Source organism: Shewanella sp. KX20019 (genome assembly GCF_016757755.1).
GTDB lineage: Bacteria > Pseudomonadota > Gammaproteobacteria > Enterobacterales > Shewanellaceae > Shewanella.
Window position 1 is genome coordinate 2,730,590 of sequence record NZ_CP068437.1, and the last position, 14,093, is coordinate 2,744,682.

Here is a 14,093-nt window from a genome sequence, read left to right on the forward strand (position 1 = left end):
GTATCCGCAATTAAGCTCTGATACTTGCTGCCTTCTATGAACTAACTCCCTATCGGGCAATGCTCTTTAGCCTCGAATTAAACATCACCTAGTTACGTTTACCAACTGCGAATATCAATATCAGACAAATTTCAGATACAAAAAAGGGAACCCTAGGGCTCCCTTTTTACAAGAATCAAAAACTAATTACTTAGCTAAAGCTTCTTTTGCTTTTTCTACTAAAGTTGTAAATACAACTTTATCAAAAACAGCGATGTCAGCTAGGATCTTACGATCGATTTCAATAGAGGCTTTTTTCAAACCATTAATGAAACGGCTGTAAGACAGACCATTTTGACGAGCTGCCGCATTGATACGTGCAATCCAAAGTTGACGGAATTGACGTTTCTTCTGACGACGGTCACGGTAAGCATATTGACCAGCTTTAGTTACAGCCTGAACTGCAACACGGTAAGTACGAGAGCGAGCTCCGTAATAACCTTTGGCTAATTTAAGTACTTTCTTGTGACGAGCACGAGCGGTTACACCACGCTTAACTCTAGGCATTGTTCTTTGCTCCTTTAATTAAGCGTAAGGTAGTTGACGTGCAATCGCAGGCATGTCAGCTTTAGATACTAAACATTTCGCACGTAAGTGACGTTTACGCTTAGTGCTCTTCTTGGTCAAAATATGACGTAAATGGGCTTGCTTACGTTTAAAACCATTGGCGGTTTTCTTAAAACGCTTCGCTACACCCTTGTCTGTTTTCATTTTAGGCATTGCTAAAACTCCGCATTGGGACAATTAATAAAACGCAAGGCGAACAGAGACTTTCAAAAGACCCCTGTTACTTTTAAGGTTGCCTTACTATTTCTTTTTCGGCGCGAGAACCATAACAGCTTGGCGACCTTCCATTTTAGGGAAAGACTCCACGACTGCAATTACTTCCAAATCAGCTTTGATACGGTTCAAAAGATCCATACCTAGGCTTTGGTGAGCCATCTCACGACCACGGAAACGAAGCGTTACTTTCGCTTTGTCGCCGTCTTCTAGAAAACGAGTCAGGTTGCGTAGTTTTACCTGGTAATCGTTTTCATCTGTACCGGGACGGAATTTGATCTCCTTCACCTGTACAATTTTCTGCTTCTTTTTTTGTTCCTTTTGAGCTTTCGCTTTATCAAAAAGGAACTTACCGTAGTCCATTACACGGCAAACCGGCGGCTCGGCATTAGGACTGATCTCTACTAAATCAACACCGACTTCATCAGCAACTTCTTGTGCTTCTCTAATAGTCAAGATACCTAATGGCTCACCGTCAAGACCGTTAAGACGGACTTCTGAAACACCAGTGATGAGCTCGTTAATTCTATTCGGGGCCGCCTGGCGCCCTGCTGTTTTTTTGATCTTTATGACCTAATCCTCCAACAAATTGAGACTACGGAGCGAAATTTGATTCTTGAGCTTAGTAGCAAATTCTTCGATTTGCATTTTACCTAAGTCAACTCCCTCTCGGGTACGCACCGCTACTTCCTTATTCTCTACTTCTTGATCTCCAACGACCAATAAATAAGGGACACGCCTTAAGGTGTGCTCGCGTATTTTAAAGCCTATCTTCTCATTCCTCAAGTCTTTAGTTGCACGAATTCCATGTTCTTTGAATAATTTGACAACTTTTTCTGCATAATCAGACTGTTTATCAGTAATATTCATTACAACCACTTGTTGAGGCGCTAACCAAGCAGGGAATTTTCCAGCGTACTCTTCAATAAGAATACCCAAGAAGCGCTCTAACGAACCAAGAATGGCTCGATGGATCATCACTGGCGTTTGACGACTATTGTCTTCAGCCACATAAGTCGCACCTAAACGACCTGGTAATGCGTAATCTAATTGCACAGTACCACACTGCCATGCTCTGTCTAAACAGTCGTGTAATGTGAATTCAATCTTAGGCCCGTAGAAAGCACCTTCACCTGGAAGAATTTCAAATTCGATATCATTGGCTTTAAGAGCTTGCTGCAGTGCTTCTTCAGCGCGGTCCCACATATCATCATCACCGATACGTTTTTCAGGACGAGTAGAAAGCTTCACAACGATATTTTTAAAACCAAATGTTTCGTAGGTGTCATAAACCATTTGAATACATGCACTAACTTCCTGCTGAACTTGATCTTCAGTACAGAATACATGTGCATCATCTTGCGTAAAGCCACGAACACGCATCAAGCCATGTAGTGAACCTGATGGTTCATTACGGTGACAACAACCAAACTCAGCCATACGCAAAGGAAGATCGCGATAAGACTTAAGACCCTGATTAAAGATTTGAACGTGTCCAGGGCAGTTCATTGGCTTAATAGCATACTCACGGTTTTCTGAGTTTGTAGTGAACATTGCCTCAGAATACTTATCCCAATGGCCTGAACGTTCCCACAATACGCGATCCATCATCAATGGACCTTTTACTTCTTGATAAGTGTACTGGCCTAGCTTTTGGCGGATGAATTTCTCAAGTTCTAGGAATAAACTCCAGCCATCGTTGTGCCAGAACACCATACCAGGTGCTTCTTCTTGCATATGGTAAAGATCAAGTTGCTTACCAATCTTACGGTGATCACGCTTAGCCGCTTCTTCTAAACGATTAAGGTGTACTTTTAGTGCCTTCTTATCTGCCCATGCTGTACCGTAAACACGTTGCAGCATTTTGTTGTCAGAGTTTCCACGCCAGTAGGCACCAGCAACACTCATCAACTTAAAGTTCTGACAGAATTTCATATTCGGTACATGCGGGCCGCGGCACATATCAACATACTCTTCATGATGATAAAGCGCTGGAGTTGCATCTTTGCTGATGTTCTCATCAAGGATGGCTATCTTATAGCTTTCACCGCGAGCTTCAAAAGTATCACGCGCTTCTTGCCAGCTAACGACTCGCTTATCAACGGCGTAGTTAGTTTTTGCAAGTTGAGTCATACGCTTTTGCAGCGCATCGATATCTTCCTGGGTTAATTTATGATCTAAGTCGATATCATAATAAAAACCATTGTCGATAACAGGACCAATCGCCATTTTAGCTTCTGGCCAAAGTTGCTTAAAAGCATGACCGAGCAAATGTGCACAAGAGTGGCGAAGGATCTCTACACCCTCTTCATCTTTAGCTGTGATAATAGAAAGTTCCGAATCAGTATCAATGATATCGCAAGCATCTTTCAGCTCACCATTAACACGTCCAGCGATACAAGCTTTCGCTAGACCAGGACCAATATCGGCGGCAACATCTAAAGTAGAAACAGGTTGGGCAAACTCGCGTTTGCTTCCATCAGGAAGTGTAATTACAGGCATGAATTTTCCTTTTCCAGTGGTGACCCCCACGTAGGGCCACTTGGGTTTAATAATTAAGAGTTTAACGCCACCGGGACAAGACCGTACAGGAGTCTATGTTTTCCGGCGCGTAAGCGCGTAATTCTAAGTGATAGCCACGGGTGGATGCAAGTTTTACCTTGAGATTAGTTTTTCCTATTTAGATGATGAAAAGCATCTGGGATTAACATTACAAAATAAATGCCTACGGTAACTTTACTTTCACTCTTAGTGCTTAATCCAATTACGTACAATTAGGATGGACATTATACTAAAGGTGAAATAACTAGCCACGACACTCAGTCAAGTTGGATATGTTCAAAGCAATAAAGCACAACCATCAATAATCGACAATGCACTCCTAGCCAGATTGCGTTGAAACAGAACAAGGGCTCAGCTTTTAGCTAGCCAAATCAAGCTGGTCAAAGCTCTACGCAGCCAGATACATTCTAATGGTAGAGGAAGTTGTAGTGTACCAAGTATTAGATTGTTTGTTTCCTTATGATAAGGCCATAATACCTTATTATATAGCAACACAACATTATGGATAATCGTTATGGACAGATGGGCTCTTATTACTGGTGCAGCAAAACGTATCGGCAACTGTATTGCTAAGCAACTTCACCAAGATGGGTTCAACATACTCATTCATTACAGCCAATCTCATAATGCAGCACTAACACTATATAATGAACTAAATGCGGCTAGACCTAACACTGCAAAAATCGTGCGGGCCGAACTCAACAATCAGCTTGAACTTGAACAATTTATTAATAACGTAAAATCATTGGCTTTACCCCTAAAGGTATTAGTGAATAACGCCTCCGAATTCTACCCTACTCCTATAGGCCAAACCGATTACTTAGCGGCACAACAACTACTTGCAACAAATTTGTTAGCCCCCTACTTCTTAGCTGAACAATTGGCTCCAATATTGAAACAACAAGGTGGCTGCATAATCAACCTAATTGATATCCATGCTAAGCGCCCACTAAAAGATCATGGGCTATACTCTATATCAAAGGCAGCACTTGAGATGGCAACACTTTCGCTGGCACAAGAACTTGCTCCTGATATCCGCGTAAATGGCGTGGCACCAGGCGCAATCCTCTGGCCAGAACAATCAAATGATAACTCTCAAAACCCTGTCTTAAAAGAGATCCCCTTAGCAAGACTTGGCCAAACAGACGACGTTGCTAAGTTGATATCTCATTTAGTTAGCGCTCCTTATATCTCAGGGCAGATTATTGCGGTAGATGGAGGACGAAGCGCTGTCGGATTTACGGGAGCTTAATATGCGATTTATCAATAAAACCATTTCATGTCCGCATTGTGGACATCATCAACATCTCAATATTGATGCGACTGGCGGTGATCAGGATTATTACGAAGATTGTAGAGTATGCTGCAACCCGATTCATATGCGAATGCATCTCGATGAGTCTAGGCTGACAATAGAACTCTATATTGATTCAGATGACGAGCAAATTTACTAATTTAACGCGCTGTTTGCTAGCAAAGCCAACCAGCGCCTTCAGGCTTTATTTAGTCAGCAAAGCGCTTTGCTAATACACGCTCGACAGTATCGACAATAGCTTGCGTTTGACTATCAATCTCAATGTTGATTGAATCACCCACGCGATATGAATCCAAATTGGTTAGTTTTAGTGTTTCGGGGATCAAATGCAGCATAAAACTAGAGCCCGAAACCTCGCCTACAGTTAGGCTACAGCCATTCACACCAACAAAGCCTTTATAGAGAATATAATTCATCCACTTTGGTTCGACTGACAGGCAAATATCATGGTGAGATTCAGTTTTACTTACCGATTTAACTATGGCTTCTGTGTGCACATGGCCCGATAAAACATGTCCCCCGATCTCACTACCGAAGGTTAATGACCGCTCAATGTTAACTTGTGACCCAGGTCTCAGATTTGAGAGGTTAGTTAGCTTGAGAGTCTCTTCCATTACATCAAAAAACACCCTATTATCATCTATTCTCGTAACTGTTAAACAAACACCGTTATTTGCGACACTTGCCCCTAGTGAAAGTCCCTCGCGCAAATCCGGGCCAATAGCGATCTGTAGTGTATTTAAACCCGTTTTTTTATCTATCGCCAACACTTCGCATGTTGCTTGAACTATACCTGTAAACATTTTATCTCTCGTAAGTATTAAGGGCTCTATTCATGAACCATTCTGGCTTTCAGGCCAAACGCTTAATTCAATTAGCACTTCCTGTTCTAATTGCTCAAGTTACCCAGACTATGATGGGTTTCATCGATACTGTTATGGCTGGCCGAGTCAGTGCTGTTGATATGGCTGCCGTCGCTATTGGTTCAAGTTTGTGGCTGCCTGCACTATTGTTCGTGCAAGGGCTACTAATGGCATTTACGCCCGTTTTTGCCCATCATCATGGTGCAAATAATCAAAAGGCAATCCAACCATTAGCTTTCCAAGCCGGATATATTGCCATAATAGGCAGCCTAGGTGTGATGTTCTTCCTCTCACTTGGGGAGAATATATTAGCGCTGATGGATTTGGAACCAGAAATGGCTCAGCTTAGTGTTGGCTACTTAAATGGCTTTCTTTGGGGCGTACCTGCTTTTGTTCTATATCAAGTTCTACGCGGGTGCAGTGAAGGGATCTCCTACACTCTACCGACTATGGTAATTGGTTTTGTTGGCTTAGCGGTCAATATCCCTGCTAACTATATCTTTATCTATGGCCATTTCGGTATCCCCGCTATGGGAGGTGCTGGTTGTGGCGTCGCAACAGCATTAGTATTTTGGGCAATGTTTATTGCGATGATCATCTATATGCAATTTCACGCAAAATTCAAAGAGCTCGCCCCCTTTAAATCTTTTCATATGCCAGACCTTAGTATTATGATCGATATGACTAAGCATGGTTTCCCAATTGCGATGGCGCTATTTTTTGAAGTCAGTTTGTTTGCCATTATTGCCCTATTACTTGCCCCTCTGGGTGCTACAGTGGTAGCAGGCCATCAAATAGCACTAAACTTTTCATCCATCGTATTTATGCTACCACTATCTATAGGTATTGCGGTTTCGATACGCGTTGGCTACTACCTTGGTCAAGGCAAACCGGAAATATCATCAATGATCACCCGTCTTGGGTTGATCATCTCTTTCTCATTAGCACTGTTTACTGCCATTATTACGGTGATGTTCAGAAATGAAATTGCATTACTCTATAATGACAACCCAGATGTGATTACATTGGCCGGTAGCCTGATGTTCTTTGCTGCAATCTATCAGCTGTCGGATGCTATTCAAGTTGTAACGGCTGGTGCACTGCGCGGCTATAAAGATACTCGCAGTGCTTTTTACATTACCCTAGTCTCTTATTGGGCTGTCGGCATGACACTTGGCTATACATTGGCTAGAACTGACATACTCGTTCCAGCTATGGGAGCACAAGGTTTTTGGATTGGGCTTATAGCTGGACTGACGACAGCTGCAATATTATTCGCTATGCGCTTGAGGTATATCCAAAAAAGAGGCGCGATACTTTCTGTAATGTAATATTTTTACTCATAGTTTGCTCAAATCGTCTAATCAGCATACAAGTTGGGCAGCAAAGCAGCATTTAACACAAAAGAGTGTTTTTTTACTTGCGCCAATCCTGCATCGACCGTACTATAGCGCTCGTTCCAAGGCAACAGCCAACAGAACATGCAGTATAAACAGTCGCGGGATGGAGCAGTATGGTAGCTCGTCGGGCTCATAACCCGAAGGTCGTTGGTTCAAATCCAGCTCCCGCAACCAATACAACCGTAGCTCAGTTGGTTAGAGCACTACCTTGACATGGTAGGGGTCGGTGGTTCGAATCCACTCGGTTGTACCAAACTGTTTATATGCAAGCCCTGTAAAAATACAACCGTAGCTCAGTTGGTTAGAGCACTACCTTGACATGGTAGGGGTCGGTGGTTCGAATCCACTCGGTTGTACCAATTCTTTTTAGTTGAATTAAAATACTAGTTTTTAAAATGATACATCCGGACGCGGGATGGAGCAGTATGGTAGCTCGTCGGGCTCATAACCCGAAGGTCGTTGGTTCAAATCCAGCTCCCGCAACCAATTCTTTATTAGTAGAATTAAAACAACTAATGCGTTCAACACGGACGCGGGATGGAGCAGTATGGTAGCTCGTCGGGCTCATAACCCGAAGGTCGTTGGTTCAAATCCAGCTCCCGCAACCAATTCTTTATTAGCAGAATTAAAACAACTAATGCGTTCAACACGGACGCGGGATGGAGCAGTATGGTAGCTCGTCGGGCTCATAACCCGAAGGTCGTTGGTTCAAATCCAGCTCCCGCAACCAATTCTTTATTAGTAGAATTAAAACAACTAGTGCGTTCAACACGGACGCGGGATGGAGCAGTATGGTAGCTCGTCGGGCTCATAACCCGAAGGTCGTTGGTTCAAATCCAGCTCCCGCAACCAATTCTTTATTAGTAGAATTAAAACAACTAGTGCGTTCAACACGGACGCGGGATGGAGCAGTATGGTAGCTCGTCGGGCTCATAACCCGAAGGTCGTTGGTTCAAATCCAGCTCCCGCAACCAATTCTTTATTAGTAGAATTAAAACAACTAGTGCGTTCAACACGGACGCGGGATGGAGCAGCATAAAAGCTACTCGGACTCAACTTTTTAAAAGAACATGGCGAAGGTCGTTGCCCTGCTCTACAAATAGTAATCCAGCTCCCGCAACCAATTCTTTATTAGCAGAATTAAAACAACTAGTGCGTTCAACACGGACGCGGGATGGAGCAGTATGGTAGCTCGTCGGGCTCATAACCCGAAGGTCGTTGGTTCAAATCCAGCTCCCGCAACCAATTCTTTATTAGTAGAATCAAGATAACTAGTGCGTCAACGCATGCGCGGGATGGAGCAGTATAAAAGCTACTCGGACTCAACTATTTATTGAAGCTTGGCGAAGGTCGTTGCCCTGCTCTTTTTAAAAATAACCCAGCTCTCGCAATCAATTCTTACTTAGCAGAATTAAAACAACTAATGCGTTAATCAAATAGTAGGCCAGCATAAGCTGGTTTTTTTATGTCTAAAATTTAGTACTACATTTCATTGCAGACCAATATCTGCCCCATTAATAGTGCAATTGGTTTCTCTCTACTTAATTCTTTAGAATAAATCTTTTAAACAAAAAGCGCAGTAGAAGGCACTACAGGGGTAAATACTGGGGATAAGTCCGCTGACTTTTTAATTGGAGTCAAAGACACAACCTTTAATTCCTAATATCTTACTCGCAATATCAGTCAGGAAGTTAAGTTCAGGTGTAGGTAGATTAAAAATTGATGGTGCGGCAGCATCAATTAACTCGTTGTTGCTATTTCATCATAACGAGCGCAGCTAAAGCACTCTTAGTGCGTGTATTTTCAGTAATTACATATTTGACACGTTGAGACTGGACCGCAGTTAACCTACTACGATGGTTTTCTAATTGTTCTGTTGTGACATTTATAATGCCTTTAAGTGTGCCACAACGGTTCATATTTTCGAATTCGCGCTTGCTAGTGATCGAACATTCAGAGAGTGGCGCAGTTAGTAGGTTTAATTATCGTAATCAAGTCACATTGCGTGATCCTGCAGACCAAAGGTAGAAAGCTACCTACTCACAATCAGCACCGCTTGTACATCAAGAACAACGTCATATAGATAAGCGTACAATTTAAGTAGTGAAACAACTGTACCCATACACAATAAGCTTGCCAAAAACTCTCGTTATACAGAAGAGCAATTGAAAAACCTTAATATGTTGAGGCTGTGGAGTTAAAACTACTGATCTTGCGTAACAGCCAGAATGTGAAGAGTCGTTAAAGTTGGTACTTGGGGAGACACTGCAAGCCCTGAGAACGCAGAGTTAAGAAACAAGTATCCTAATTGTCAGATTCACAGTAGACGCTTAAGAATGCTCGATTTGAAGCAGTAGAAAATCACATGCGCTCATTCTAAAGTCCAACACCTAGTTTACGTTTAATAATGTAAGCTAGGTGTTGTTCACTTCAAGCTCGCTTATCTTAGTCGCGACAGTATCAACCCTCTCTCACGGGAAGCGGTTTTAACTCAAAATTCTCTGTTAAAGAGTAATCAAAAATCAAAGCACAGTCGGTTGAATAATCACAAGCTAAAAACCGCTAGTTTGATGGGTTACTTACCCCAAGGATTAGTCGGATCTTGCGAAGGCGCAGGTCGATTTTTGTCTGAGCGTCGATTTTGTGCATATGAATCCTGCGCTCTTGGTTTATCCTTACCATAACGTGGGCGACCGCCTTTGTTCTGCTTCATCGCTTCATAATCAGCCGTAGCTTTAGCGCGCATCTCTTCAATTAACTCAATGGTTAACTCTTGCGGCTTACGTGGCACAATGCCATCTGCAAATCCACGTTCACGAGGCTTGAGATCAAACTGAGCTTCGCTACCTTTTGGCATACGTTTGAAGCGATAAAGATAAAAGCTTTCAACACGCTCTCTCGCCCATTCTGTCTTCTTGAGGAACTTAATACAAGCCGGCATATTTGGATTAGAGTTAAAACACTCTAGGCGGATCGCCGCATAGAGGATCTTCCAATCGTAAAAATCGACAAGCTCTGTCACCATAGTTTCAAGGTTTAAGCCGTGCAGTGGGTTGTTCTGTTGATGTTCAATCATGAGGTGTCCAAAAATCGCTGATAATGTACAAAAATCGTTAGATAACTAACTAGGCCATTGTCTCACGGCCACAATATAGTTGTAATAATAACAAGAAAATACCGATATCACCCACTCAAATCAGCTAAGCCAACCATTTTTTGTAAAAAGCAGACGAAACTCGACAATTAATTCGCTTAAATGGATTGGTTGCTCGACATCTGAGCACCTATCTCTGTATAATGCGCGGCTGTTTTACCTATGCAAACGCTTACCCTATTAGGGGGTGGCGGTTACCTGCTTAGCTTTGAATACTTAACATTTCAGGATATTCCATTGATCTCTACCGCAAACATCACCATGCAGTTCGGCCCTGAGCCATTGTTTGAAAACATCTCCGCAAAATTCGGCAACGGTAACCGTTACGGTTTAATCGGTGCAAACGGCTGTGGTAAGTCAACCTTTATGAAGATCCTTAGCGGTGAGCTTGCGCCGACCTCTGGAAACGTGTCTATCACACCGGGTCAAAAGGTCGGAACCCTAAGCCAGGACCAGTTTGCTTTTGAACAATACAGCGTTATTGATGCTGTAATTCAAGGTGACCCAAAGCTGTGGGAAGTAAAGCAAGAGCGGGAACGCATCTATTCTTTGCCAGAAATGAGCGAAGAAGACGGTATGAAGGTCGGCGAGCTTGAAAGTGAGTTTGCTGAAATGGATGGTTACAGCGCAGAAAGCCGCGCTGGTGAAATTCTGCTAGAAGCTGGCATTGAAGAAGAGTATCACTTTGGTTTAATGAGCCAAGTTGCACCGGGTAAAAAACTACGAGTGTTACTCGCGCAAGCATTATTCTCTAACCCTGATATCTTGTTACTCGATGAGCCAACAAACAACTTGGATATCCACACCATTAGTTGGTTAGCAGATGAGCTAAACAAACGTAAATGCACCATGATCATCATCTCGCATGACAGACACTTCTTAAACACTGTTTGTACGCACATGGCTGATATCGATTACGGTGAACTACGCGTCTACCCAGGTAACTACGAGTACTTCTTAGAAGCAGCTGGTCTTATCCAAGAGCAACTGCTTGCTGGTAACGCTAAGAAAAGTGCTGAAATGGCAGAGCTGCAAGACTTCGTAAACCGCTTTGGTGCTAATGCATCGAAAGCAAAACAGGCGAGCTCGCGTGCTAAGAAACTGGACAAAATCTCTCTTGATGATGTTAAATCATCGAGCCGTATGACACCGTCACTTCGCTTCGATGAAAGCAAGAAAATGCATCGCCAAGCACTCGTGATTGAAGAGCTAAGCCATGGTTTTGACGGTGGTACGCTATTCCAAGGTGGCAACCTTATTCTTGAAGCCGGTGCCAAGCTTGCCGTTATTGGTGAGAATGGCGTGGGTAAAACAACCCTACTTCGTTGTTTAGTTAACGAATTAGAGCACAATGAAGGTGTTATTAAGTGGTCTGAAAATGCTGCTATCGGCTACTGCCCACAAGATAGCACCACTGATTTTGATAACGATTTCACCCTGTTTGATTGGATGTCACAATGGCGTACACCAAAGCATAATGACCTTTCGGTTCGTGGCATGTTAGGCCGTCTGCTCTTCACTGAAGACGATGCCAACAAAAAAGCTCGTAACTGCTCTGGTGGTGAAAAGAACCGCTTATTATTTGGCAAGTTGATGATGATGGATGTCAACGTACTTGTAATGGATGAACCAACTAACCACATGGATATGGAAGCCATTGAAGCACTTAACAATGCACTTAAAGACTTCGAAGGCACCTTGATATTCGTCAGCCACGATCGGGAGTTTGTATCATCACTTGCAACTCATATCATCGACGTGAAAGACAATAACTTAATCAACTTCCATGGCTCGTTCAACGAGTACATGTCGAGCCAAGCTGAAGCACTAGCGAATCAATAAACCTCGACCTTAGTGTTGATGTAAAGCTTATAAAAAAGCCATTTGACTATTCAAATGGCTTTTTTTGTTCTATAAATTTCTTAAGCTGCTCTAGCTTAAGATAAAGCTAATCAAAATGCCCAACACATTATAAATATCGATTTAAAAACTCTAGATACTTGTTCGATGCACTAATACGATTGGATTTTTTGCTGAACCCATGCCCTTCATCATCAAATACTAAATAGTCGACATAAGTACCGCCGGAGCGAATAGACTCTACCATCTCATCGCTTTCTATCTTTAATACTCTTGGGTCATTAGCCCCTTGCACAACAAGTACAGGGCTCTTTACCTGTTCACCGAAAAATACCGGTGAAATATTGTGTAAACGCTCTCTGTCTGTCGCTGGGTCGCCCAATTCGTCATAAAGACTTTTTCTAAATGCTTCCCAGTATGGGGGAATGCTTTCAAGTGTACGAACCCAGTTAGTCACACCAAATATATTGATCCCAACTTCAAACTCATCAGTAAATGCCATTGCAGCCATCGTTAGGTAGCCGCCGTAACTGCCACCCATAACGCCAATTCTATCGGCATCAACCCAATCCAATGTTTGCAGGTATTTTTTGTTATACACCACATCTTGCAGGTCATCTTCACCATGGCGTTTGTCGTCTAAGTGGAAAAACGTTTTGCCGTAACCACTCGAACCACGATTATTAATTTTGATAATGGCATAGCCGTTATTAACTAAGTGCTGCACTGTGGCTGAATAACCTTTACGCGACTGACCTCCAGGGCCACCATGAATATAGATAAGCGCGGGTACTTTTTTCATTGTTGTTTGTTTAGGTTTATACAAAATAGCGGGTATTTCTACTCCATCAAAACTCTTAAACCGAACAACTTTACCTGAGACCAAATTGGCTTCCTTAATCTGCGGGTTACCACTATTAGTCAGACGTAAAATCGACTCACTGCCTAGCTGATGGGTATATAAATTAGACGGGGACGTGTCTGAATTGATGTAAAACACCATAGAACTTGAGTCTTTGGAAAAACTGACCCCGCGTAAATCTCCGCTTGGCAGCGTGGGCAATTTGAGCTCAGTGTTGGTTTTTAGATCGGTAATGACTAACTGAGTTTGTGCGTCGGCGTTAATACCCGATATTTGAAAGCGGCCATCTTTTGAAAAGTAGCTAAAGCTAACGTCCCAATCTGCTTTGGAATTTAACGCACTATCCCCAGTAGTAAGATCATATGACCATGCCTGATTGAACTCACCAAACTCATTAGTGGCAAATAACAGCTGTTTGTTGTCTTTAGAAAAAGTATAAACAGAGTAAGCCACATCGCCACTATGCTCAGTGAGTAACTTAGGTTTGTTCATTTTTAAACGAAGATCAACTAAATAGAGATCGGCATTACTATTGGAGTGGCTTTTACTCAAGGCAATGAAGCGTCCATTTGGGCTAACCCCCTCTACCCCATATCCAGATTCATTCTTAAACACCAATTTGCGGCTATAATCTGCAGCACTATATTGATATACATCGAAATATTTGGCATCTCTCTCGTTTGTTACCACAAAGAATGATTGCTCATCTTCATGCCAAGAAATGAGCGATGCTTTTAGCCCTTCTCCCGGAGTTAAATCGACTTCTTTACCGTCGAGCTCTTGAACAAACAGATGGTTAAGCTCATCACCTCCTTTGTCAGCGCTATAAAGAAAACGTTCGTCTTGGGGGAACCAGGTTTCTACAAAAATGGACTCCTTCGTTGACGAGGTCAATTGCGTTGCAGCTGAACCATCAACTGGAACGCGATAAGCATTGAAAATTCCACTTTCATCATTACTCACCAATACGGCATTACCTAGATGATTAATGGATGAGCCAAACACGCTGGTGGTTTTATAAAATTGTTCTGCGCTGTAGGTTTCAAAGGCAACGGGACTAACAGTCTCAGCTTGCTGCTTAGTGTCATTCTGATTGCCACTATAACTGCAACCAGTAAGCGCTATAGCAACTATTGTCGTTGCGACGAAGCTTCTATACATGAAGATATCCTTATTCTGTCCACTCGGTAAATACCATTGGTATAAATTCTTTAAAGCAATAACTTAAGGCTTTATTGATTTAAGCTTAACAATGCTA

At 42.6% G+C, this 14,093-nt stretch carries 11 protein-coding genes and 9 tRNA genes; 13 read left to right on the forward strand and 7 right to left on the reverse strand.

Annotation, left to right across the window (positions count from 1 at the left end; all coding sequences use genetic code 11):
• Positions 1-186 precede the first annotated feature (186 nt).
• The 4 genes from rplT to thrS all read right to left on the reverse strand — a co-directional run bounded on the left by rplT (position 187) and on the right by thrS (position 3,321).
• A complete protein-coding gene (rplT, locus tag JK628_RS11955; RefSeq protein WP_076411664.1) occupies positions 187-546 on the reverse strand; it encodes a 50S ribosomal protein L20 in 360 nt (119 codons plus the stop codon).
• Positions 547-564: 18 nt separating this feature from the next.
• Complete coding sequence (gene rpmI / locus JK628_RS11960; protein ID WP_005503401.1) at positions 565-759, reverse strand: 50S ribosomal protein L35; 195 nt, start codon at positions 757-759, stop codon at positions 565-567.
• An 87-nt stretch (positions 760-846) separates the two neighbouring features.
• Positions 847-1,389, reverse strand: coding sequence for a translation initiation factor IF-3 (gene infC / locus JK628_RS11965; RefSeq protein ID WP_202289801.1), 543 nt, complete (start codon positions 1,387-1,389; stop codon positions 847-849).
• 3 nt (positions 1,390-1,392) lie between these two features.
• Positions 1,393-3,321, reverse strand: a complete 1,929-nt coding sequence (gene thrS / locus JK628_RS11970) for a threonine--tRNA ligase (RefSeq protein WP_202284758.1) — start codon at positions 3,319-3,321, stop codon at positions 1,393-1,395.
• Positions 3,322-3,895: 574 nt separating this feature from the next.
• On the opposite strand from thrS, the gene JK628_RS11975 reads away from it, so the two are divergent.
• Both JK628_RS11975 and JK628_RS11980 read left to right on the forward strand, forming a co-directional pair.
• Positions 3,896-4,633: a pteridine reductase gene (locus JK628_RS11975; RefSeq protein WP_202284760.1), complete on the forward strand. Its 738-nt coding sequence runs from the start codon at positions 3,896-3,898 to the stop codon at positions 4,631-4,633.
• A 1-nt stretch (position 4,634) separates the two neighbouring features.
• Positions 4,635-4,835 (forward strand): CPXCG motif-containing cysteine-rich protein, encoded by a 201-nt coding sequence (locus JK628_RS11980; RefSeq protein ID WP_202284761.1) that lies wholly within the window; start codon positions 4,635-4,637, stop codon positions 4,833-4,835.
• A gap of 49 nt (positions 4,836-4,884) precedes the next feature.
• On the opposite strand, the gene JK628_RS11985 is transcribed toward JK628_RS11980, so the two are convergent.
• Entirely contained in the window at positions 4,885-5,499 is a 615-nt protein-coding gene (locus tag JK628_RS11985; RefSeq protein ID WP_202284762.1) for a riboflavin synthase subunit alpha, read from the reverse strand.
• Positions 5,500-5,531: 32 nt separating this feature from the next.
• Here JK628_RS11985 and JK628_RS11990 point away from each other — a divergent pair, with 32 nt between their 5' ends.
• The 10 genes from JK628_RS11990 (at position 5,532) to JK628_RS12035 (ending at position 8,204) form a co-directional block, all read left to right on the forward strand.
• Positions 5,532-6,890: an MATE family efflux transporter gene (locus JK628_RS11990; protein ID WP_202284763.1), complete on the forward strand. Its 1,359-nt coding sequence runs from the start codon at positions 5,532-5,534 to the stop codon at positions 6,888-6,890.
• A 166-nt stretch (positions 6,891-7,056) separates the two neighbouring features.
• Positions 7,057-7,133, forward strand: a tRNA-Met gene (locus tag JK628_RS11995).
• Between the two features lie 2 nt (positions 7,134-7,135).
• Positions 7,136-7,212 (forward strand) — tRNA-Val (locus JK628_RS12000).
• A gap of 29 nt (positions 7,213-7,241) precedes the next feature.
• Positions 7,242-7,318, forward strand: a tRNA-Val gene (locus JK628_RS12005).
• A 50-nt stretch (positions 7,319-7,368) separates the two neighbouring features.
• Positions 7,369-7,445, forward strand: a tRNA-Met gene (locus JK628_RS12010).
• A gap of 45 nt (positions 7,446-7,490) precedes the next feature.
• Positions 7,491-7,567 (forward strand) — tRNA-Met (locus JK628_RS12015).
• 45 nt (positions 7,568-7,612) lie between these two features.
• Positions 7,613-7,689, forward strand: a tRNA-Met gene (locus JK628_RS12020).
• Between the two features lie 45 nt (positions 7,690-7,734).
• Positions 7,735-7,811, forward strand: a tRNA-Met gene (locus JK628_RS12025).
• A 45-nt stretch (positions 7,812-7,856) separates the two neighbouring features.
• Positions 7,857-7,933: transfer RNA gene (locus JK628_RS12030), tRNA-Met, on the forward strand.
• Positions 7,934-8,127: 194 nt separating this feature from the next.
• Positions 8,128-8,204, forward strand: a tRNA-Met gene (locus tag JK628_RS12035).
• 1,330 nt (positions 8,205-9,534) lie between these two features.
• Here JK628_RS12035 and JK628_RS12040 read toward each other — a convergent pair.
• On the reverse strand, positions 9,535-10,035 hold the full coding sequence (locus JK628_RS12040; RefSeq protein WP_202284764.1) for a VF530 family DNA-binding protein: 501 nt from the start codon (positions 10,033-10,035) through the stop codon (positions 9,535-9,537).
• Between the two features lie 315 nt (positions 10,036-10,350).
• Between JK628_RS12040 and JK628_RS12045 the strand changes: the two genes are divergently transcribed.
• Positions 10,351-11,955, forward strand: coding sequence for an ABC-F family ATPase (locus JK628_RS12045; protein ID WP_202289802.1), 1,605 nt, complete (start codon positions 10,351-10,353; stop codon positions 11,953-11,955).
• 127 nt (positions 11,956-12,082) lie between these two features.
• Here the strand turns inward: JK628_RS12045 and JK628_RS12050 are convergent, their stop codons facing one another.
• Positions 12,083-13,996, reverse strand: coding sequence for a S9 family peptidase (locus tag JK628_RS12050; RefSeq protein ID WP_202284765.1), 1,914 nt, complete (start codon positions 13,994-13,996; stop codon positions 12,083-12,085).
• Positions 13,997-14,093 lie beyond the last annotated feature (97 nt).